The sequence below is a fragment of the Lysinibacillus sp. RC79 genome, from assembly GCF_041262405.1.
Classification (GTDB): Bacteria; Bacillota; Bacilli; order Bacillales_A; family Planococcaceae; genus Lysinibacillus.
This window is the reverse complement of sequence record NZ_JBGCCD010000002.1, coordinates 249,792-272,595: the sequence shown is the minus strand read 5'-3', so window position 1 is coordinate 272,595 and position 22,804 is coordinate 249,792. Positions and strand designations below refer to the sequence as shown.

At 37.1% G+C, this 22,804-nt stretch carries 19 protein-coding genes and 1 pseudogene; 18 read left to right on the top strand and 2 right to left on the bottom strand.

The features are described 5' to 3' along the window. Window positions 1-47: 47 nt before the first annotated feature. Window positions 48-662, bottom strand: a complete 615-nt coding sequence (locus ABH968_RS03705; RefSeq protein WP_370042643.1) for a spore coat protein — start codon at window positions 660-662, stop codon at window positions 48-50. Window positions 663-859: 197 nt separating this feature from the next. Here ABH968_RS03705 and ABH968_RS03700 point away from each other — a divergent pair, with 197 nt between their 5' ends. The 4 genes from ABH968_RS03700 (at window position 860) to ABH968_RS03685 (ending at window position 7,085) form a co-directional block, all read left to right on the top strand. Further along, window positions 860-1,441, top strand: coding sequence for a LemA family protein (locus ABH968_RS03700; protein ID WP_370042641.1), 582 nt, complete (start codon window positions 860-862; stop codon window positions 1,439-1,441). Further along, window positions 1,441-2,193: a TPM domain-containing protein gene (locus tag ABH968_RS03695; protein ID WP_370042639.1), complete on the top strand. Its 753-nt coding sequence runs from the start codon at window positions 1,441-1,443 to the stop codon at window positions 2,191-2,193. Before ABH968_RS03700 ends, ABH968_RS03695 begins: the two co-directional genes overlap by 1 nt. Before the next feature lie 158 nt (window positions 2,194-2,351). Further along, a complete protein-coding gene (locus ABH968_RS03690) occupies window positions 2,352-4,628 on the top strand; it encodes a S9 family peptidase (protein WP_370042637.1) in 2,277 nt (758 codons plus the stop codon). Window positions 4,629-4,808: 180 nt separating this feature from the next. After that, complete coding sequence (locus ABH968_RS03685) at window positions 4,809-7,085, top strand: S9 family peptidase (protein ID WP_370042635.1); 2,277 nt, start codon at window positions 4,809-4,811, stop codon at window positions 7,083-7,085. Between the two features lie 111 nt (window positions 7,086-7,196). Here ABH968_RS03685 and ABH968_RS03680 read toward each other — a convergent pair whose 3' ends face one another. Next, window positions 7,197-8,573 carry an aminotransferase-like domain-containing protein gene (locus tag ABH968_RS03680; protein WP_370042633.1) on the bottom strand — a complete coding sequence of 459 codons (1,377 nt, stop codon included), beginning with the start codon at window positions 8,571-8,573 and terminating at the stop codon, window positions 7,197-7,199. 131 nt (window positions 8,574-8,704) lie between these two features. Here ABH968_RS03680 and ABH968_RS03675 point away from each other — a divergent pair, with 131 nt between their 5' ends. The 14 genes and pseudogenes from ABH968_RS03675 (at window position 8,705) to ABH968_RS03610 (ending at window position 22,733) form a co-directional block, all read left to right on the top strand. Further along, window positions 8,705-9,610, top strand: coding sequence for a DMT family transporter (locus tag ABH968_RS03675; protein ID WP_370042632.1), 906 nt, complete (start codon window positions 8,705-8,707; stop codon window positions 9,608-9,610). Window positions 9,611-9,687: 77 nt separating this feature from the next. Next, window positions 9,688-9,924, top strand: a complete 237-nt coding sequence (locus ABH968_RS03670; RefSeq protein WP_370042630.1) for a glutaredoxin family protein — start codon at window positions 9,688-9,690, stop codon at window positions 9,922-9,924. A 16-nt stretch (window positions 9,925-9,940) separates the two neighbouring features. Beyond that, window positions 9,941-10,472: pseudogene (locus ABH968_RS03665) on the top strand (FMN-binding negative transcriptional regulator). A gap of 418 nt (window positions 10,473-10,890) precedes the next feature. Next, window positions 10,891-11,013, top strand: coding sequence for a hypothetical protein (locus ABH968_RS03660; protein ID WP_255350026.1), 123 nt, complete (start codon window positions 10,891-10,893; stop codon window positions 11,011-11,013). 535 nt (window positions 11,014-11,548) lie between these two features. After that, entirely contained in the window at window positions 11,549-12,577 is a 1,029-nt protein-coding gene (locus tag ABH968_RS03655; RefSeq protein WP_370042628.1) for a sugar-binding transcriptional regulator, read from the top strand. A 129-nt stretch (window positions 12,578-12,706) separates the two neighbouring features. Further along, complete coding sequence (gene gap, locus ABH968_RS03650) at window positions 12,707-13,723, top strand: type I glyceraldehyde-3-phosphate dehydrogenase (protein ID WP_370042627.1); 1,017 nt, start codon at window positions 12,707-12,709, stop codon at window positions 13,721-13,723. Window positions 13,724-14,233: 510 nt separating this feature from the next. Then, window positions 14,234-15,418, top strand: a complete 1,185-nt coding sequence (locus tag ABH968_RS03645; RefSeq protein ID WP_370042625.1) for a phosphoglycerate kinase — start codon at window positions 14,234-14,236, stop codon at window positions 15,416-15,418. 37 nt (window positions 15,419-15,455) lie between these two features. After that, complete coding sequence (gene tpiA / locus ABH968_RS03640; RefSeq protein WP_370042623.1) at window positions 15,456-16,217, top strand: triose-phosphate isomerase; 762 nt, start codon at window positions 15,456-15,458, stop codon at window positions 16,215-16,217. Further along, window positions 16,210-17,751 (top strand): 2,3-bisphosphoglycerate-independent phosphoglycerate mutase, encoded by a 1,542-nt coding sequence (gene gpmI, locus ABH968_RS03635; protein ID WP_370042621.1) that lies wholly within the window; start codon window positions 16,210-16,212, stop codon window positions 17,749-17,751. The genes tpiA and gpmI overlap by 8 nt, the downstream gene beginning before the upstream one ends. Window positions 17,752-17,753: 2 nt before the next feature. Beyond that, window positions 17,754-19,046: a phosphopyruvate hydratase gene (eno, locus tag ABH968_RS03630; RefSeq protein ID WP_370042620.1), complete on the top strand. Its 1,293-nt coding sequence runs from the start codon at window positions 17,754-17,756 to the stop codon at window positions 19,044-19,046. 243 nt (window positions 19,047-19,289) lie between these two features. Beyond that, complete coding sequence (locus ABH968_RS03625; RefSeq protein ID WP_370042618.1) at window positions 19,290-19,715, top strand: MarR family winged helix-turn-helix transcriptional regulator; 426 nt, start codon at window positions 19,290-19,292, stop codon at window positions 19,713-19,715. 504 nt (window positions 19,716-20,219) lie between these two features. Further along, window positions 20,220-21,605, top strand: coding sequence for an MFS transporter (locus ABH968_RS03620; RefSeq protein ID WP_370042616.1), 1,386 nt, complete (start codon window positions 20,220-20,222; stop codon window positions 21,603-21,605). A gap of 170 nt (window positions 21,606-21,775) precedes the next feature. Continuing rightward, the gene (locus tag ABH968_RS03615; protein WP_370042614.1) at window positions 21,776-22,297 is read left to right on the top strand and encodes a GNAT family N-acetyltransferase; all 522 of its coding nucleotides are present in this window, start codon (window positions 21,776-21,778) and stop codon (window positions 22,295-22,297) included. 19 nt (window positions 22,298-22,316) lie between these two features. Continuing rightward, window positions 22,317-22,733 (top strand): GNAT family N-acetyltransferase, encoded by a 417-nt coding sequence (locus ABH968_RS03610; protein ID WP_370042612.1) that lies wholly within the window; start codon window positions 22,317-22,319, stop codon window positions 22,731-22,733. The last annotated feature ends 71 nt before the right edge of the window (window positions 22,734-22,804 follow it).

The window sequence follows — 22,804 nt, the reverse complement described above, 5'->3', positions numbered from 1 at the left end:
CCCTTGTGATATTGCACCACATATGGGACTGCTCTTGTTTTTTATCATTAATGAAGGGGATTTGTTGTAGTGCTGTATGCATTAAGCATCGTTTGCATATCCTGTTGAGAAAATTGAGGTACTTGATAATAGCCATGCATATTTTGGTAAATAGATAATTCGTATGCCATTTCAATGCAGTTGGGAATACTATCTGCAATAACACGTCTGACAACAGGGTTTGTAGTTTCTGTTGCTGCTGCAGTCATACCTTTTGCCACGCCTTTTTGTGCACCAAGTAAGAAGCCCGAAATAGCTTCATCATTGAGCTCATTTGCATTTTGCATCGGCTTTTTAGGTTGGCCAGGATTTATTCCATATTTAAAATTATTTCCTGTTTCCATTTGATAGCGACCTGTAGGAACCGATGGATCATGACCTGTGTTATAAGATTCCACAATAGTGTTATACATACCTAATGTGAAATTATATTGGCGATCCAAAATACTAAGCAACTCTGTGTCCTTAACCTGTGGACGTAAAACAATGGATTGATTCATACAAGCAATGATTGCACCGATTGTTTCATGCAAATCCATTTGCTCATGTCCACCATGATTCGGGCTTTGTTGTTGGTTGAATGATGTTTGGTTTGATGATTCGTTATGAAACGATTGTGTCAAAAAAAGCGCCTCCTAAATATCATAGTTTGTTACAGTATTAAGTATGGCACGTTAGAAAAATTTCATACGGTATTAATGCATTTGCATATATGTAGAATAGAGATGTTTTTTTGCTACACATTAGTGGTAAGAATAAAGAAAGGCTTATCACCCAAATGTGGATGAATAGCTAAAAGAAAGCGAAGGAGGTTTTAAAATTGAAAAAAATATTTGGACCTATAGGAATTATCGTTATTATTTTAGTTGTATTGGCCTTACTATTTATTCCAAAATACAATAGCCTTGTAACGGCCGAGGAAAGCGTTGATTCGAAATGGGCTCAGGTTGAAAATCAGCTACAGCGTCGCTACGATTTGATTCCGAACTTAGTAGAATCTGTAAAAGGATATGCCAACCATGAGAAAGAAGTTATCACAAGCATTACAGAGGCACGTGCGCAAATGGGAAGTGCACATAGTCCAAAGGAACAGGCGGTCGCCAATGATGCATTGAACGGAGCACTTAGTCGATTGCTAGTAGTCGTAGAAAATTATCCGAATTTAAAGGCAGATGCAAATTTCCGTCAATTAATGGATGAATTAGCTGGGACCGAAAATCGCTTAGCTGTAGCTCGAGAAGACTTCAACAATGAAGTGCAGGCTTTTAATAAAACGGTCAAACGTTTCCCAGGTAATTTAATTGCAGGGATGTTTGGTTTTGAGCAGAAAGAATACTTTAAAGCAGCTGTGGGTGCTGAAAAGGCACCATCTATAGATTTTGGCAGTTCAGGTAAACAATAATGAAACGGTTTATAATCCAACTTGCTATTGTTGGTATCATGTTTATTTTATCTATAAGAATGGCAGATGCTGCAATGCCGACACCAATGAAAAATACGTATATTCATGATTTTGCCAATGTTTTATCTTCAACCGTGAAGGAAGAGCTCAATCATTATTCAGAGCAGCTAGACAAAGGTACAGGTGCTGAAATTATGATCGTAACAGTGGATAATATTAACGGTGAAGAACCAAAAATGTATGCAACAAAAATGATTCGCTCTTGGGGTATTGGTGATGCCAAAAAGAATAATGGTGTATTAATTTTAGCAACGTTTGGGCAGGGCGATGGCAATAATGATGTCGTCATTGCTGTAGGTCAAGGTCTCGAAGGAGCATTACCTGATGGCAAGTTGGGGCGCATTTTGGATTCAGCATTTTATCCAAATGCAAGTGCTGGAGATATTGATAAGGCATTTAAAGCTACGTACGCTGAAGTATTTCAAACCGTCGCGCAGGAATACAATTGGGATGGAGAGATGCCTAAGAATACAGCTGACAATGAAGAAATGCCAACGTGGATGATTATTTTAATCGCTATTATAGTACTTATTGTTTATACATTTATTTCTAATGGTAGAGGAGGCGGGCCTCGTTCTGGTAGACGTGGCGGTTTTCCAGGTGGTTTCGGAGGTGGCGGCTCTAGGGGCGATGGCTTTGGCGGCTTCGGAGGCGGCTCATCTGCTGGTGGAGGAGCAAGTCGGAAATTTTAATATATTCAAAAAGTGAACTTAGCAAAGTTCACTTTTTTATTGGTTTAAAAGGTAATAATATTTATTTATTATAAATTATTGACAATAAGGGTAAAATTGCTATAATTCAATTATATCGACAAACGATATAACATGTACTGATATAAGGAGGAATCATTTTGAATAAGAGGTTTTTATCAGCATCATTAGCTGTTATTTTAACGACATCTGCTGTCATTCCAGTATCTATGCAGGAAGTGCGCGCTGCCAATGAAACTAGCAGTCAAGTAGAAGTAAAAGAGGAACGTTTATCTGCTAAGGAGTTTCTAAATTTAACTGTAACAGCTTTAACATTCCAACATGGATCAGAGACAATGCGTCAACAAATCATTGATCAGTGGGTAAAAGGCGAAGAATTAAAAGATTTAAGTGTGAATATTAAACGTGATGAAGCGGCACGTATTTTAGTAAGAGCTTTAAATAAAGAGGAAAAAGAAGCAACACTTGCTGACTATCAAGAAAAAGCAAATAAGCTTGGTTTATTTAACGGTCTGTCAAATAGTGAAACGATTTCTAAACAAGATGCGGTTAAAATTTTAAACAATGCTAAAAATGTGAAAAATGGTGTAAGCAATAATGAAGGCGTGAAAGAAATTTCCGTCGAAGATTTTATGAAAAATCCAGGAAACGTCGGCTATGAACTTTCACCAGATGGCAATTACATTACTTATGCTTCTGCATGGGAAAATCGCTCAAACGTTTTCGTGAAAAAAATGAATGACGATAGCGAGCCAGTACGTGTATCCAATTCAAAGGATCGTGATATTGGGGGATTCTTCTGGAAAGATGATAATTTACTATATGTAAAGGATAAAGGTGGCGATGAAAACTTCCACATTTATTCAACAACATTTAATGGTAATGAGGAAAAGGATTTAACACCTTATCCGAATGTAACAGTAGGGTTATTAAGTAGCTTAAAGGGCGTTAAAGACGAAATCCTTATTATGATGAATAAAGAAGATGCAAAAGTCTTTGATGTCTACAAGCTTAACCTAAAGACTGGTGAAACTACACATGTTGCGAAAAACCCAGGTAACATTACTAGCTGGATAGCAGATCGTGATGGAAATGTACGTATGGCAGTTGCTTCAGATGGTGTAGTAGGCACTGTTCTATATCGAGATTCAGAGAAAGATGAATTCAAGCCATTTATTGAAATGGAAGAAGGGGAAGAAGTAACGCCAGTTGCTTTCACTAAAGACAATAAACATATTTTGGCGAAGTCTAATAAAGGAAGAGACAAAGTAGAAGTAGTTAAATATGATTTAGAAGGTCATGAAGAAGTGATTATGTCCAACTCAGAAGTGGATATATCGGGTGTATTATATAGTTCTGAGAAAGATAAAGTATTGTACGGTGCATACGTCACAGACAAGACTCATTATCAATTCTTTGACGAGGATTTTGAGAAACTATTCCGTAAAATTCAAAACAAATTAGGTGTTGATGAAAGTGAATTAGGCATTAATGATTACAATAAAGAAATGACAAAATTCATTATCAGCGTTTCTAGTGACACTGTTTACGGAAAATATTATTACTATGATTCAACAACAGATGAAATGACAGAAATGGCAACGTTAAGCCCTTGGTTAAAACAAGAGGAGCTTGCAGAAATGCATCCAATTTCGTATAAGAGTCGTGACGGCTTAACGATTAACGGTTATTTAACTTTACCGAAAAACAAAGAGGCTAAAAATCTGCCACTTATCGTCAATCCACACGGTGGTCCATGGTACCGCGATGCGTGGGGTTTTAACCCAGAGGTACAGTTACTAGCAAACCGTGGTTATGCAGTACTACAAGTGAATTTCCGTTCTTCTACTGGCTATGGAAAAGAGTTTTTAGAGGCTGGTAATAAACAATGGGGTCTAAAAATTCAAGATGATATTACAGATGGCGTACAATGGGCGATCGACCAAGGTATTGCAGACCCTAAACGCATCGGAATTTACGGTGCATCATTTGGAGGTTATGCAACTTTAGCAGGAATTACGTATACCCCAGATTTATATGCAGCAGCAGTTGATTATGTAGGTGTATCAAATATCTTTACATTATTAAATACAATTCCTCCATATTGGGAAACAGTGCGCAATATGTGGTATAAGCGTGTAGGCGATCCAGAGAAGGATAAAGAGCTATTAACAGCCGTTTCACCTGTCTTCCATGTGGATAAAATTAAAACACCGTTATTTGTAGCTCAAGGTGCAAATGATCCACGTGTAAACAAAGCTGAATCTGATCAAATCGTTGAAGCATTACGTGCAAGAGGCGTTGATGTTGAATACATGGTGAAGGACAATGAAGGCCATGGTTTCCATAATGAAGAAAACAGCATTGAATTCTATAATGCAATGCTAAAATTCTTAGATAGCCATCTGAAAAAATAATAAGAAAGAAGACTGTGCAGGAAGTAAGTTTCTTGCACAGTCTTTTATTATTTAAGGTCCTATTATAAAGAATATCTCTTTTTATCATGCGAACCAACAATTGACAAAGGTACCAAAATTGTTATAATTTCATTATATTTACAAATTATACAATACGTACTGATATAAGGGGGAATCATTTTGAAAAAAAGGTTTTTATCAGCATCATTAGCGGTTATTTTAACAACATCTGCAGTCATTCCAGTATCTATGCAGGAAGTGCGCGCTGCCAATGAAACTAGCAGTCAAGTAGAAGTTAAAGAAGAAAGTCTATCTGCTAAGGAGTTTTTAAATTTAACTGTAACAGCCCTAACATTCCAACATGGATCAGAGACAATGCGTCAGCAAATCATTGATCAGTGGGTAAAAGGCGAAGAATTAAAAGATTTAAGTGCACATATTAAACGTGATGAAGTGTCCCGTATTTTAGTAAGAGCGTTAAATAAAGAGGAAAAAGAAGCAACGTTTGTTCAGTATCAAGAAAAAGCAAATAAGCTAGGTTTATTTAACGGTCTTTCGAATAGTGAAACGATTACTAAACAAGATGCGGTTAAAATTTTAAACAATGCTAAAAATGTGAAAAACGGTGTAAGCAATAATGAAGGCGTGAAAGAAATTTCCGTCGAAGATTTCATGAAAAACCCAGGAAGCGTGGGCTATCAACTTTCACCAGATGGAAATTACATTACTTATAAATCTGCATGGGAAAATCGTTCAAATGTGTTCGTAAAGAAAATGAATGATGATAGTGAGCCAGTACGCGTGTCTAGCTCAACAGATCGTGATATTCTAGGATCCTATTGGAAAGATAACAATTTACTATATGTAAAGGATAAGGGTGGCGATGAAAACTTCCACATTTATTCAACAACATTTAATGGTAATGAGGAAAAGGATTTAACGCCATATCCGAATGTAACAGTGGGGTTATTAAGTGATTTACAGGGCGTTAAAGACGAAATCCTTATTACGATGAATAAAGAAGATGCAAAAGTCTTTGATGTGTACAAGCTTAATGTGAAGACTGGAGTAACTGCACATGTTGCGAAAAACCCAGGTAATATTTCAAGTTGGTTAGCAGATCATGATGGAAATGTACGTATGGCAGTTACTTCAGATGGTGTAGAAGGAACTATCCTTTACCGTGATTCAGAGAAAGATGAATTCAAGCCATTTATTGAAATGAAAGCAGGAGATGAAGTAATGCCACTTGCTTTCTCTAAAGACAATAAACATATTTTCGCAACTTCTAATAAAGGAAGAGATAAAGTAGAAGTGGTGAAATATGATTTAGAAGGTAATGAAGAAGTAATTATGTCCAACTCAGAAGTGGATGTAATGGGTGTATTATACAGTCCTGAAAAAGATAAATTATTATACGGTGCATATATAACAGATAAAGCACACTATCAATTCTTTGACGAGGACTTTGAAAAAATATTCCGTAAAATTCAAAACAAATTTGGTATTCAAGAAAGTGAATTAGGCATTAATGATTACAACAAAGAAATGACAAAATTCATTGTTAGCGTTTCTAGTGACACTGTTTACGGAAAATATTATTACTACGATTCAACAACAGATGAAATGACAGAAATGGCAACATTAAGCCCTTGGTTAAAACAAGAGGAGCTTGCAGAAATGCACCCAATTTCATATAAAAGTCGAGACGGCTTAACAATTAACGGTTATTTAACTTTACCGAAAAATAAAGAGGCTAAAAATCTGCCGCTTATTGTCAATCCACACGGTGGACCATGGGCACGTGATATGTGGAGCTTTAATCCTGAGGTGCAATTACTAGCAAATCGTGGTTATGCAGTACTACAAATGAATTTCCGTTCTTCAGCTGGATACGGTAAAAAATTCCTAGAAGCTGGTAATAAGCAATGGGGTCTAAAAATTCAAGATGATATTACAGATGGCGTACAATGGGCAATCGACCAAGGCATTGCAGACCCTAAACGTATCGGAATTTATGGTGCATCCTTTGGAGGTTATGCAACATTAGCAGGTATCACTTATACACCAGATCTATATGCGGCAGCAGTTGATTACGTAGGTGTATCGAATATCTTTACACTATTAAATACAATTCCTCCATATTGGGAAACAATGCGTGAAATGCTTTATGAGCGTGTAGGACATCCAGAGAAAGATAAGGAGCTATTAACAGCAGCTTCACCTGTCTTCCATGTGGATAAAATTAAAACACCGCTATTTGTAGCTCAAGGTGCAAATGATCCACGTGTAAATAAGGCTGAGTCCGATCAAATTGTTGAAGCATTACGTGCAAGAGGCGTTGATGTGGAATACATGCTGAAAGATAATGAAGGTCATGGTTTCCATAATGAAGAAAACAGCATTGAATTCTATAATGCAATGCTAAAATTCTTAGATAGCCATCTGAAAAAATAATATGAAGAAGACTGTGCATAAATTTCTTGCACAGTCTTTTCTAGTTGAAGACTCTAAATTGTTCTTGCCACTCCCGATTGTACAGTCGAGACTTATTTGGATGAAGAGCCGTTATAAGAGCTGAAAAGTATTTCGATATATATCATTTTTCTTATTGTTAATGAATGTGATACAACGGGCTAGCTTTTCTACTCCAACATGAATTTGACGCTCATTCACTTGAGAAATACTTAATCGAATCAGATTTTCCTTTTTATATTCTGGTAGGAACATCCTAGCTGCATCATCCACAAGGACATTTTGCTCTTTTAACAAATTGACGATCTGCTTTGCAGTCACTTTCTCGGGCAGGGAGATAGTAAGATAAAATCCTGAAGAGGGTTTCGTATAATGCGTGTTATTTGGCAGCAATAACTCACAAGCTTCCTGAAGATGTTTCATTTTTCTATAATATAGCTCTTTTATTTTCTTAATATGGCTATTAAACATTCCGCTTTTTAAATAAATTTCTAATGCTCCTTGTGAAAGAACCGAACTATTAAAATCGGCAGTAAATTTATAGCGTAAAAAATTGTTAGTCATTATTTTGGGAAGAACTAAAGACGCAACTCTTAAACCAGGTAGAAAAACTTTAGAAAAACTTTTAATATAAATAACTCTGCCAGAAGGATTGTACGCGAATAATGGATCTGATTTAGTATCTGGATCCAAATCCCCTAAAAAGTCATCCTCAACTATATAGACATCGTATTTTTCCGCTAATTCTACAATTCTTTTTTTCTCTTTATTTGTATAGCTATGTCCAAGTGGATTTTGAAACCTCGGAACAATATAGAAAAACTTGATATCGTTATTGCGAAATATATATTCTAGACGATCGAAATCAATTCCATCCATAGATAAATCAATCCCGAACGTAGTCACTTGCTGTAAATTGGCAGACTCTATAAAGCCAAAATAAGTAGGCTGTTCAATTAAAATATTGTTTTTTCCATTTGGAAATGGCATAGAAACTAATAAATTAAGAGCCTGCTGAGAGCCAGACACAATAAATAATCTTTCGGGTTCAGTAAATACTTGTAAGCTTTGCAAATACTTCACCATTTGAAGTCGTAAAGAGTATAGACCTTGTTGATCGGTGTAAGTGAATAATTCTTCTTTATAAGTATCAATGGCCTGATTGATACAGTGTTGAAAATCAATGTAGGGTATGATGTCTTTATCTGGACCAGCAGACAAAAAGTCAATAATATCATTTTTACTGTCTGGATTTTGAAATTCATTGACAACATAATAGCCGCTTTTGGGAACAGAAAAAATTAAGTGCTCTTTTTCTAGCTCTTCATATGCTTTAACAACTGTGTTTTTACTGCAGGAGAATTTTTCAGAAAGTTGTCGTACTGAAGGAAGTTTACTACCTGCTATAAGTAATCCCTGTGCTAGTTGATCTTTAATTTCATCAATAACCTCATTATATTTTGTATACAATGCAAAGCCTCCTTTATTCTGTACCAGGACAGATGACGGAAAATTACGTTTATTTTTATGGTAGTTCCTCTTAATATTTATTATACCAGCACAAATGGTACAGATTTGTATAAAAATATAAGGGGTTGGTAATGGTGCAGGACAATAAGAAGGAAAAAATGGGGTTATTATTAGGCTTAGTGGGCGTCATCTGTTTCAGCTTAACATTACCTGCAACAAGTGTAGCAGTAGAATATTTCGGGACTACAATTGTTGGCTTAGGAAGAGCGGTAGTAGCTTCAATTTTAGTTGCTCTTGTATTAGTTGTGAAAAAAGAAAAACTGCCCACTGCTCGTCAATTCAAGAGTTTAATTATTGTCTCTTTAGGCGCAGTTTTAGGATTCCCCTTGCTCACCTCTTGGGCTATGACAAGTTTGCCAGTTTCTCATGGAGCTGTAGAGTTAGCCCTTTTACCTTTAGCTACAGCGGGGTTTGCAATGATAAGGGGAGGCGAAATTCCGTCCATTAAATTTTGGATATCAAGTATAGTTGGCGCATTGGCAGTAATGATTTACGCTATGTATCTTGGACTGGGCCAATTACATATTGCAGATTTAGCATTATTGGCAGCAGTCATTATCCTCGGACTTAGCTATGCTGAAGGAGGGGTACTAGCACGAGAATTAGGAAGCTGGCAAGTAATTGCTTGGGCAATTATAATTGCTACTCCTTTTCTTATTATTCCAGTGTTACTAAACGTATCAGTTGAGATGTTGCATGCTCCTTTAAAAGCTTGGATTAGCTTTCTGTATCTTGCTATTGTGAGTCAATTTTTAGCATATGTAGCCTGGTATGGTGGAATGGCTATGGGAGGCATTTCAAGAGTAAGCCAAATTCAATATTTACAGCCATTTTTAATGATTATTTTTGCAGCTTTATTTCTCAATGAACCCATTACATTATTTACTATTGTAATAGCCTTCATTGTTGTGGCGTCCGTAATTATTGGCAAGAATACCAATGTTGTTAAAAAAAATTCTGAAACAATTAAACAATAAACAAAAGATGTCATTACAGTATCTTGCTTATTAATAGCTGTTTCGTTTTATAATAGCCCTTAAGGGAGGTGCAGTAATTGAACGTGAAATTTTTTAGTCGAGATAATTGTGAACTTTGTGTAGAGGGACTGCATACATTAAAGCTAGTACAGGAAGATATAGATTTCGATATTGAAATTATTAATATTGAAGAAGATGAGAACATACATGAAAAGTATATGTTAATGATTCCGGTAGTGGAAAAGGATGGGCAAGTGATACAATACGGCAATTTGGATTACGCAACACTTATGGAGCATTTGTGTAGCGAATAACAAAGGGGATCTGCTTATGTACATACCCGCGGCTTTTAAAATGAAGGATATTTCCGAGATGATAGAAGTGATTCAGGAAAACAGTTTTGCAACACTCTTTTCGACTCATGAAGGAATGCCCTTTGCTACACATCAAAAGATTGTTTAATTGGGCATTATTTCATAAGCCACATTGCTACATCTCTCCATCATGGTATGAAACAAATCAAGCTGTCCCAACATGGAATTATGTAGCAGTTCATGTTTATGGAGAAATCGAGCTTATTGAACACGATGATGAATTACTGGACTCCTTTAACAACATGATTATAAAATATGAACTTCATACCAGCACATATAGCCTAACTCAGGTAGATGAGCAGCTTGTAAGCAATCTAAACAAAGGAGTTCAGGGCTTTAAATTAAAAATCTTAAGTATGGAAGGTAAGAAGAAGTTAAGTCAGAATCATTCTAATGAAAGACAGCAATTAGTGATTCAAAAATTAGAAGAAATCGAACATACCAATGAGCAGCAAATCGCTCGTTTAATGAAGCAAAAAAATAAGTGAATTAAACCTTTCCTAAAAATTTCGCATCTCTTTCGCTATGTATGTGGCAGTGAAGAAGGAGCGGGATTTTTTAACTTATTTCAGCGGGTGTCCAAACATCCGCTGAAATAGAGGAACTCAGTCTAAGAACGCCACGTCCTGTGGCAATGACTGAGTGACCAACATCGTGTTGGCCTAAAGCCTCAGGACGTTACTTTACTCAAATCTTTAGCGGTAATAACCACAATTCACAAATTGTTCAATGAAAGCGATTAGAATTTGAACAGTTTGTGAAGACCTTCACATTAGGCTTTATTTTTTACAAAATCGGAGTAGAATAGGAATCAGTAAGAGGTTGTTATAAAACAGTTTATCAATTGCATCACATTTTTAGTGATTGTTATATTACAAAAACGTATAGTTGAAGGGAGAATTCACCATGTGGGTTATTACAGTATTTGAGAAAAAGGACGTTCGTATTTTTGAATACACAAATAAAAATGAAGCAACAAAAGCTCTATGCGGATTTAAGAAAAACGCAATTTTATCTTACACAAAATAAGCTAACTAAAAACTCGTAGCCATGTCTAATTGGTTACGGGTTTTTTATTATGTTGGAAAACAAAATAATTCAGGAAATCTTTGTGCATGTTGTGGTGTTTTAAATGAGGATATTCGTTTCAGGTCACTCGTTTTCTTGTGTGCGAGCTTCAATCCGCTTCCTCCACTTATGTTGCTGCTGACACTTCGCTTTCGCACATAAAAACATCTGTTGCTGCCGCTTCGCTTTCGCACATAAAAACATTGCTGAAATTTCGTTTTATTATTATAAATTATAGTGACATGTTAGAAGGTACATACTATGTGAAGTGGTTGATTGGAATGGAGACTGGGCGACTCCTCGGGGATCAGCATTCCAATGAAGCCCAACACAGGCGGAATATGGCCACTATGCTTAAAATAATTTTCAATGCCAAAAGATAGCATTTACTTGCTCTTTATTTTAAAGCGTATTATAATGAAATTGTGAGTGGGACATAATTTTATATAGTGGGGCGAAATGTAACCCACTACTATTAAAAAGGGAGTAGATAAATATGTTATCTGTACCTGAGGCACAGCAAAGGCTACTTCCGGAAATGTATCCGCTTCTACAATCGAGATATCGCATTTTGCAAACAGTTCAGCTGATGCAGCCAATTGGGCGTCGTACACTTGCAGATTCACTTAAAATGACTGAACGAGAAATTCGTAAAGAAACAGATATTTTACGCGAGCAAGGGTTATTAGATTCTCAAAAGTCGGGTATGGTATGTACAGACGAAGGTGAAGTAGTTATTGATAAGCTACGAGCACTAGTCTATGAATGGTCTGGTCTAACACAGCTAGCTAAATCATTGGAAAACCATTTCGGCTTCCAGCATGTAATTGTTGTTCCAGGTGATTACAATGAAGACGATACGATATTATCATTGCTTGGAAAAGAGGCAGCACATCAATTTATGTCAACAAGCTTTGATGGTCAAATAGTAGCTGTTACTGGTGGGAAGTCGGTTGCATCACTCGCGCAATTTTTACATCCAGCTGATCCACACAACATCACATTTGTTGCTGCTCGTGGAGGTATTGGACATGAAATGCAAATGCAAGCCAATACACTTGTCTCAACATTTGCCATGCAGATGGATGCACAGTATCGCACCTTGTTTTTACCGGAGCATTTAAGTGAGCAGGCCTATCAAGCAATGCTGACAGAGCCAATGGTAACTGAAATGATGAATTATTATGATCATGCAGATTGTGTCATTCATGGTATTGGCTCGGCAGAGGAAATGGCTGTTCGTCGTAATTCATCGCCTGAAGATTTACGGATACTCGAAGAAAAGGGTGCAGTTAGTGAAGCATTTGGCTATTATTTCAATGCTGATGGCGAAATTGTACATCGAATTCGAACAATCGGTATTCAGTTTGAGCAAGTTCGAAGAAGTAAGCAGGTCATTGCAGTTGCTGCTGGAAAACAAAAAGTGAAGGCAATGCTATCGTACTTTAAGGTAGCGCCAAAGCAAACCATTTTTATAACGGATGAGGTAGCCGCAAAAGCTATCGCTGAAAGTTTATCTTCTTAATAAATTAACTACGTAACTCGTATTTCAGCGGGTGCTACAACACTCTCTGAATGAGAATAAAGCCAATTGTGGATATTATAAATGTCCGAGGCAAAATAAATTATTTAAACAATATTGGAGGAATTGACAATGGCATTAAAATTAGCGATTAATGGATTTGGACGTATTGGACGATTAGTATTTCGTGAAGCTATGAAGCACGATGAATTCGAAGTGGTTGCAGTAAATGACCTAACTGATGCAGGTCAGCTTGCACACTTATTAACTTATGATTCAGTACACGGTATCTACGATGCTGATGTTTATGCAGACGGTGATTCTTTCGTAGTAAATGGAAAAAAAATTAAAGTATATGCAGAAAAAGATCCTGCTAATTTACCTTGGGGTGAACTAGGTGTTGATGTAGTACTTGAATGTACAGGTAGATTCCGCTCGATGGAAGAAGTAGGAAAGCACATTCAAGCAGGTGCTAAAAAAGCTATTCTTTCGGCTCCAGCGAAGGGCGAAATGCCAACGTTTGTAATGGGTGTTAACCATGAGGATTACAACCCTAAAACAGATGATGTTATTTCAAACGCTTCTTGTACAACGAACTGTCTAGCGCCAGTTGCAAAAATACTTGATGAAAAATTCGGTATTGCGCGCGGTATGATGACGACAATTCACTCTTATACAAACGATCAACGCATCCTGGACTTCCCGCACTCTGATCCACGTCGCGCACGTGCTGGTGCAGTGTCAATGATTCCAACAACAACAGGAGCAGCAGTAGCAGTTTCAAAAGTATTACCTCAATTAAAAGGTAAATTAGATGGCTTCTCTATGCGTGTACCAACACCAAACGTTTCATGTGTTGACTTAGTAGTAGAGCTAAAATCAGAAGTAACAAAAGAATCCATTAATGCTGTATTAAAAGAAGCTTCAGAAAACGAGCTTAAAGGCATTTTAGGATACAACGAACTACCTTTAGTTTCAATTGACTACAATGGTAACCATAACTCTTCAACTGTAGATGGTCTTTCTACAATGGTATTAGAAAATAGTATGGTAAAAGTTCTAGCATGGTATGATAACGAAATTGGTTACTCTACTCGTTTAATGGACTTAGCTTTATATATCGCAGAAAAAGGATTAAACACTAAATAAGTGTCATAATTCGAAAATTAAAGTAAAAAGTGTGACATAATACCGCTTTTTACGCACAAAAAGTATAGCCTTTATAATGTCTTAAAGATATAATATACAAGGGTAATGGGAGTAAGGGAAATTTACCCTTACTCCTTTTTTATACGATATATAAGATAAATACGTGTGAATACATGCAATAAGCGATATCCATTATGACTGGTTATGCAATTGCAAGACATAGAACGTGACTTTTGCTACTATAAAAGCAAGTAAAGGGTACTTCACCATAGCGTGGATTGATTTCCGTTCCGACTGGGGTTTTCGAGGGGCGTCCGATGAGCCTTAAAACCCAAACTTCCGGTGATGAAAGTTAGGATGACATTACGATAGAAGTTTGTTGAAACAGAATAACGCTATGTGATGATGGACCAACTATTTTTATCTAATACAGTTAAGTGAATGATGTGAGGAGCCAAGATGGGTGAATCCAGGAATTTCACGATTAAAAACTTTGAAGGGGGTTTCTTCATGTTAAATAAGAAGACGATGAAAGATATTGATGTAAAAGGTAAGGGTGTATTTGTACGTGTTGATTTTAATGTACCGATGGCAGATGGTGCGATTACTGACGAAACACGTATTCGAGCAGCAATTCCTACAATTGAATATTTAGTGGAACAAGGTGCCAAAGTAATTTTAACTTCTCACTTAGGACGTCCAAAGGGTGAAGTAAAAGAGGATATGCGCCTAACTGCAGTCGGTGTACGTTTAGCTGAATTAATGGGTAAACCTGTTACAAAATTAGATGAGTCAATTGGTCAAGAGGTAGAAGAAGCGGTTGCAAATATGCAAAATGGTGACATTATTCTTCTTGAAAATGTGCGCTTCCACGCTGGCGAAGAGAAAAATGATCCAGCATTAGCAGAGCAATTTGCAAAATTAGCGGACGTTTATGTCAATGATGCGTTCGGTGCAGCTCACCGTGCACACGCTTCAACTGAAGGAATTGCCAAGTATGTACCAGCAGTATCTGGTTTCCTTATGCAAAAGGAATTAGATGTGCTAGGTAAAGCATTATCTAACCCAGAGCGTCCATTTACAGCAATTATCGGTGGTGCCAAAGTTAAAGACAAAATTGGTGTGATTGAAAGCTTATTAGAAAAAGTAGACCACCTAATTATCGGTGGCGGTTTATCATTCACATTCATTAAAGCGCAAGGCTATGATATCGGCAAATCTTTATTAGAAGAAGATAAAATCGATTTAGCAAAATCCTTTATTGAAAAAGCAAAGGCGAAAGGCGTGCAATTACATATGCCAATCGATACCGTTGTCGCAAACGAGTTTTCAAAAGATGCTGAAACACAAATTGTCGATGTAGACGCTATTCCAGCTGACTGGATGGGCTTAGATATCGGTCCGAAAACAGCTGCTAACTATGCAGAAGTTATTAAAAATTCTAAATTAATCATTTGGAATGGACCAATGGGTGTCTTTGAAATGGATAAATTCGCGAATGGTACAAAAACTGTAGCTGACGCTATGGCAACAACAACTGGTTATACAGTTATTGGTGGCGGGGATTCTGCAGCGGCAGTAGAAAAATTTGAAGTTGCCGATAAAATGAACCATATTTCTACAGGTGGCGGTGCATCACTTGAATTAATGGAAGGCAAAGAGCTTCCTGGAATTGTGGCATTAAACGATAAGTAAAACTGTTTAAAATAAAAAAACATAGGAGGCAATAACGATGCGTAAACCAATTATTGCAGGTAACTGGAAAATGTATAAAACATTTGAAGAGGCTATCCAGTTTGTTGATGCGGTACAGGACAAACTTCCTTCAAATGATAAAGTAGACGCTGTTGTTTGTGCACCAGCACTTTACCTACCTACGCTTGTGCAAGTTGCTAGTGGATCTGAGCTAGCAATTGGTGCACAAACGATGCATTATGAAAACGAAGGTGCATTCACTGGAGAAATTAGTCCAGCTCAGCTAGCAAGCGTGGAAGTAGACTATGTTATTTTAGGACACTCTGAACGACGTGAATATTATAATGAAACAGATGAAGCCATCAATAAAAAGGTTGCTGCAGCACTAGCGCATAATATCGTACCAATTATTTGCTGTGGAGAAACGCTTGAGGAACGTGAAGCGGGGACTACTGAACAAAAGGTTGCTCATCAAATTACAGCAGCACTTGCTGGATTTGGAGCACAAGAAGTGGAGCATATGGTGATCGCCTATGAACCTATTTGGGCAATCGGTACAGGTAAAACAGCTACAGCAGAAGATGCTAACCAAGTATGCGGAGCAATTCGTGCAGTAGTGAAGGAATTATATAACGATGAAACGGCCGCTGCTATACGTATTCAATATGGTGGTAGCGTAAAACCTGAGAACATTCAGGAATTATTATCAAAAGAGCATATCGATGGCGCTTTAGTCGGTGGAGCAAGTTTACAACCAGAATCATTTTTAAAATTATTGGAGGCGGCAGCAAATGCCTAAAAAGCCAGTAGCATTAATTATTCTAGATGGCTTTGCATTTCGCGACGAAACTTTCGGAAATGCAGTAGCCCAAGCAAACAAACCTAATTTCGATCGTTTATGGAATGAGTTCCCGCACTCAACATTAATTGCAGCAGGTGAAGCGGTGGGTTTACCTGATGGTCAAATGGGGAACTCTGAAGTTGGACACTTGAATATCGGTGCTGGACGTATTGTTTATCAAAGCTTAACACGCTTAAACAAATCTATTCGTGAAGGAGATTTCTTTACGAATAAAGCATTTTTGGATGCAATAGCACATGCTAAGGCTCATCAATCTAAACTTCATATCATGGGCTTACTGTCAGATGGTGGCGTACATAGCCACTATGAGCATATGTTTGCACTATTGAAGCTTGCAAAACAACAAGGCTTAGACAAAGTCTTTGTACATGGTTTCTTAGATGGCCGTGATGTTGGACCGTCAACAGCTTTAGGCTATATTGAAGAAACTGAAAAACAAATGAAGGACATTGGCGTAGGTCAATTTGCTTCTATTCATGGTCGTTATTATGCAATGGATCGTGATAAACGATGGGATCGTGTAGCACTTACTTACAATGTACTAGTAGATGGTGTTGGTCAAACAGCTGACAGCGCAGCAAGTGGTGTTGCTGAATCATATGAGCGTGATGTAACAGATGAGTTTGTTATTCCATTTAGCGTTCAAGAGCATGGAGAAGCCGTGGCAACAATTGACGATAATGACGCAGTTATTTTCTTCAACTTCCGCCCTGACCGTGCAATTCAACTATCTAAAGTGTTTACAAATAGTGAATTTGATGGCTTTACTTTATCAGCTAACCAACCAAAGAATTTAAAATTTGTGTCATTCACACATTACAGTGATGAAGTAAATGCTCAAGTTGCGTACGCAAACGACAACTTAAAAAATACAATTGGTGAAGTGTTAGCTTCTAATGGCAAAACACAGCTTCGTATTGCAGAAACAGAAAAGTATCCGCATGTTACATTCTTTATGAGTGGTGGTCGTGAGGAGAAATTTGAAGGGGAAGAGCGTATTTTAATTGCATCTCCAAAGGTTGCAACATACGATTTACAACCTGAAATGAGTGCCTATGAGGTAACAGAAGCATTGCTTGCAGAGATTGCGGACGATAAATTTGATGGCATTATTCTGAATTTCGCTAACCCTGATATGGTTGGGCATAGCGGAATGTTAGAGCCAACAATTAAGGCCATTGAAACAGTCGATGAATGTCTTGGTAAAGTAGTAGATGCAATCCTTGCAAAAGGTGGCGCGGCTATTATTACAGCTGACCATGGTAACTCTGATGAAGTTCTTACTTTAGAAGGAAACCCTATGACAGCTCATACAACAAACCCTGTTCCAGTAATTGTGACAAAATCGAATTTATTGTTAAGAAATGGTGGCATTTTAGCCGATTTGGCGCCAACCATGTTAGAATTATTAGAGGTGTCACAACCTTCTGAAATGACAGGTAAATCATTAATTGAAAAAGAGGAGAATTAATTATGCCATTTATTACACAAATTTATGCGCGCGAAGTTTTAGACTCACGTGGGAATCCAACGGTAGAAGTTGAAGTATTTACAGAATCAGGCGCTTTTGGACGCTCAATCGTACCATCAGGTGCATCTACAGGTGAATATGAGGCAGTAGAATTACGCGACGGTGACAAATCTCGTTACCTAGGCAAAGGTGTATTAAAAGCAGTTGAAAATGTAAACACAATTATTGCTCAAGAGCTAGAAGGTAACTACTCAGTTCTTGATCAAGTAGTCATCGACAAAGCTTTAATCGAGCTTGATGGCACAGAAAACAAAGGTAAACTGGGTGCCAACGCCATTCTAGGTGTATCAATGGCAGTTGCACATGCTGCGGCAGATTACTTAGATGTACCTCTTTATCAATATCTTGGTGGATTTAATTCTAAACAACTACCAGTACCAATGATGAACATCATAAATGGTGGCGCTCACGCTGACAACAACGTAGACATTCAAGAATTCATGGTAATGCCTGTAGGAGCAGAATCATTCCGTCATGCATTACGTATGGGTGCTGAAATCTTCCACAACTTAAAAGCAGTACTTAAAGCTAAAGGCTATAATACAGCTGTAGGTGACGAAGGTGGTTTCGCACCAAACCTTGGTTCTAACGAAGAAGCCATTACTGTAATTTTAGAAGCAATCGAAAAAGCTGGCTATAAACCAGGAGAAGAAGTAAAACTTGCAATGGACGTTGCTTCATCTGAACTATTCAATAAAGAAGATGGCAAATATCACTTAGACGGTGAAGGTGTTGTCAAAACTTCTGAAGAAATGGTTGACTGGTACGAAGAGCTAATAAATAAATACCCAATCATCTCAATCGAAGATGGCTTAGACGAAAACGACTGGGCTGGACACAAATTATTAACAGATCGCATTGGCGCTCGCGTACAATTAGTAGGCGACGATTTATTCGTAACAAATACGAAAAAATTAGCGGCTGGTATTGAGCAAGGTGTTGGTAATGCAATCCTTATCAAAGTAAACCAAATCGGTACGTTAACAGAAACATTTGAAGCGATCGAAATGGCAAAACGCGCTGGTTACACAGCAGTTATCTCACACCGTTCTGGTGAATCTGAAGATGCAACAATTGCTGATATCGCAGTTGCTACAAACGCTGGTCAAATTAAAACAGGTGCTCCATCACGTACAGACCGTGTAGCTAAATACAACCAACTTCTTCGCATTGAAGATCAACTTGGTGCAACAGCTGAGTATCTTGGTTTAAATTCATTCTATAATTTAAAATAAGCTATTACTAAGTAGCTTCAGTAATATCGCCTCAAAGGTATGCAAATACTTTTGAGGCGATTTTTTTGTTGGTGGTCGGTTGAAGGGGCGGTTTTTGGCAAAGTGATCGGGTAGGTTGAAAAAGTGATCGGTTATACCCCGAAAACAGCTCAGGAGTGGCATTGTGAACGTTGACACTAGAAAATAACGTGACTATAATAGTCGTAACAACTATAATCATAACTATTATATAGGAGAATAACATTGGAATTAGAAAAATATATTGGTGTAAATGTGCAACGAGCAGCACTTAAACTGAATAATTATTATCAAAAAGTGGTTAATCCGTTTGATATTACAGTAGAACAGTGGGAAATACTTGTTATTCTATGGGAAAAAGAAGGAATTACTCAAAAAGAGATAGCTGAAAGGCTGCATAAGGATCAGACAAACATTGCACGGATGCTGTTTAAGCTGGAGAAAAAGGGATTTATTTATCGAGTGGTCCATGAGACAGATAGAAGGTCTTTACGTGTGTATTTAACTCCAAAGGGCAGTGACATTAAAGATGAAATACTTGCACCATCCATGGAAGCATATAAGAATACAATCAAAGGTTTATCTGAAGAAGAGGTAGAAACATTTAGAAGGATTCTCACTGTGATGTATAATAATATAAAGGATTTATAGTTACAGCTTGTATGTAAAAAATTCTTATTAATACAAAAGTAACTGCTTTTCATAAAAGGCGGTTACTTTTTATTATACAAAGATACTGTTACTTTTCATGTATTTTTAATAAATGTTCTCCTAACTTTTGGTGATGAACCTATAATTTAACGGAATAACTGCATTTGCTTCGTTTGTTGGATATAAGCAACTTATGGTAAATAATTCGTTGCAAAACCTTTGAATGGTTGTCGCATCGCGTTCAAAGACCAGTAAATACAGAGCCCAGAATTAAGTGGAAATGCTTCCGTTGACAGTGGATATAATCATCATTATAATTGTCGTAGCAACTATAATCAAGACTATTATAAAACGATAGAATCAACATTTTCTAAAGGGAAAGGAGAATAGCAAAGTTTAAAGCATAAACTTGCTACTACTATTGTGAATAAAACAATTATTTTAACACATATCATATAGTTGCTACGACAATTACTGTCATGACAAGAGAACGGGGGAAATAGTATGGAAAAACCTAAAAAAAACGAAGGGATTTTTGAGGGTAAATATAGAGCATTAACAATTGGAATTATTCTTGCTGTTACTACAGTTGCTTTTGAAGGATTGGCTATTACTACCATTGCGCCTAGTTTAGCGCAAAAATTAAATGGACTTCATTTATACGGCTGGATATTCAGTGCGTTTCTTTTGGCTCAAATCGTCGGAACTATGGTAATTGGTCAACGTATTAACAAAAATGGCGTGTTTACATCGTTTATAGTCTCAAATCTTTTATTCGTACTTGGAATTGTTATTGCGGCTACGTCTGTGAACATGGTTATGCTTATTGCCGGAAGGGTATTTCAAGGATTCGGTGCTGGAGCAATTATTACTTGTGTATATTACAGTATTACTTTAGGCTACCCCGATCATCTAAGGACAAAAATACTTGCTATGTTTTCGAGCGCATATATTTTACCTGCGTTAATTGGCCCTTATATCGCAGGACTATTATCTGAATTTATATCTTGGAGATTTGTTTTTTGGTTGGTGGTTCCGTTAATTGGCCTGGCTGTAGTCTTAACCCTTCCTGCTTTTCGAAAGTTTTCGGTAAGAGAAGAAGGAGCCTCAAAAAGCGGCGGCAAGGAGATGTATGCGGTATTGCTGGCTATTGGCACGGGAATACTGCTAGCCGGACTAGGCACTATAACTGATTGGAAGGGAGTAATACTTTCTTTAACAGGGATACTTATTATGATTCAACCATTACGAAAACTACTACCAAAAGGAACGTTTAGTGCAAAGAGAGGATTACCTGCTACTCTTGCTTCGAGGGGGTTATATGTTGCTTGTTTTTTCGCCACTGAAAGCTATGTTGTCCTGGCTTTGACAGAAGTGAAGCAGTTATCTGCCGACTTTGCGGGATTAATAGTTGCTGCTGGTGCATTAAGTTGGTCAACAGCTGCATGGCTCCAATCTAGATTAGATAGCAAAGATCAAGGAAGCGGAAGAAGGAAAAGGGTAACGATTGGTATTTGTTTTATGATTGTTGGGGTTACAGCAGTTATTTTTGCTGTAAGTCTACCTAAGGGGGGAATTTTGTTCGCGATTATTTCACAAATACTCACTGGTTTTGGTATCGGCTTGGCCAATCCGACTACAGGTGCCATAGCATTACAACATGCGAATGCAGGTGAAGAAGGAGAGGTATCTGCAAGCATACAATTTACTGATGCATTTAGCCCTGGTTTAAGTATTGGATTAGGTGGTGCTTTTATAGCTATTAGTGAGACTCTACAATGGGGATTATTAATTGGAATCCTTTTGGCATTATCTCTTCAATTAGTTTTCGTTATCGTAAGCTTTGTCATTTCTTTTCGTATAAAAGAGAAAAATGTTAATTCCGAGTAAAATTAAACATTTTAGGTTAAAATTATTATAAAAATTTTCTAATCTTAAATTCTAGCGTCTGAATGGGAGAGTAGTAAATTCTTATAAAAGCATCGGCATTTAACCTTCAGTCAATCTGGAAAAGGAATAAGACTTAGAAAATACATTACTGAAAGAAGAGGAGAATTACTATGAAAATTCTTGAAACAGAACGACTTACCCTTCGCTTACAAACAACAGATGATGTATATTTTATCCTTGAGTTAGTGAATGATCCTTCATGGTTGCAGTTCATTGGTGATCGCGGTGTGAGAACAGTGGAGGAGGCATGTGAATATATAGTAAATGGACCAATTCGCATGTATGAGCAGTTTGGCTTTTGTCTTTATTTAGTTGAAAGAAAAGAAGATCAAATCCCCATTGGAATTTGCGGTTTAGTTAAAAGAGAGTCGCTAGAAGATGTGGATATTGGTTTCGCTTTTCTGCCTAAGTATTGGGGAAAAGGATACGCCTATGAAGCAGCCTCAGCAACATTGGCATATGGTATAGATATACTAGGATTAAATCGTATTGTAGCTATCACAACTCAAAATAATGAAGCCTCAGCCAAGCTACTCGAAAAAGTAGGTTTGAAGTTTGAGAGATTAGTCCAGTTTTCCAATGATTCTGAAGAACTTAGACTTTTTTCATTTAATAATCACTTAAAATTATGATGAAAGCAAAGGTGAGCATGTGAATATTAGAGAAGCGAATGAATTAGATTACCCAGAATTAAGAATAATCTATCTGGAATCACGGCGTAAAAATTTCCATTGGGCGGCTTTAGAAGAAATGACTTTAGACGATTTTGATAAAGATACAATAGGAGAGCATGTAATTGTAGCGGAAGAGGATAATCATTTACTTGGATTTGTTTCATTATACTTGCCAGATAACTTCATTCATAATTTATTTATTCATCCAAATTTCTTAGGTAAAGGTGTAGGGGGTCACTTGCTAAATGCCTCCATTAAAAAAATGAACAAACCGTTAAGATTAAAATGTGTATCCGAAAATCATAAAGCGTTGAAATTTTATGAGAAGAATGGTTGGAAGAAGGTAAATGAAGAAGGAGAAAAGGAAAAATATTGGGTTATGATATATGAATAACGGATTAAGAAGGTCTTGAAATAACCTTCAAACAAGAGGGGCTTCGAGTTCATTTGTAACGAAGAAGGGGC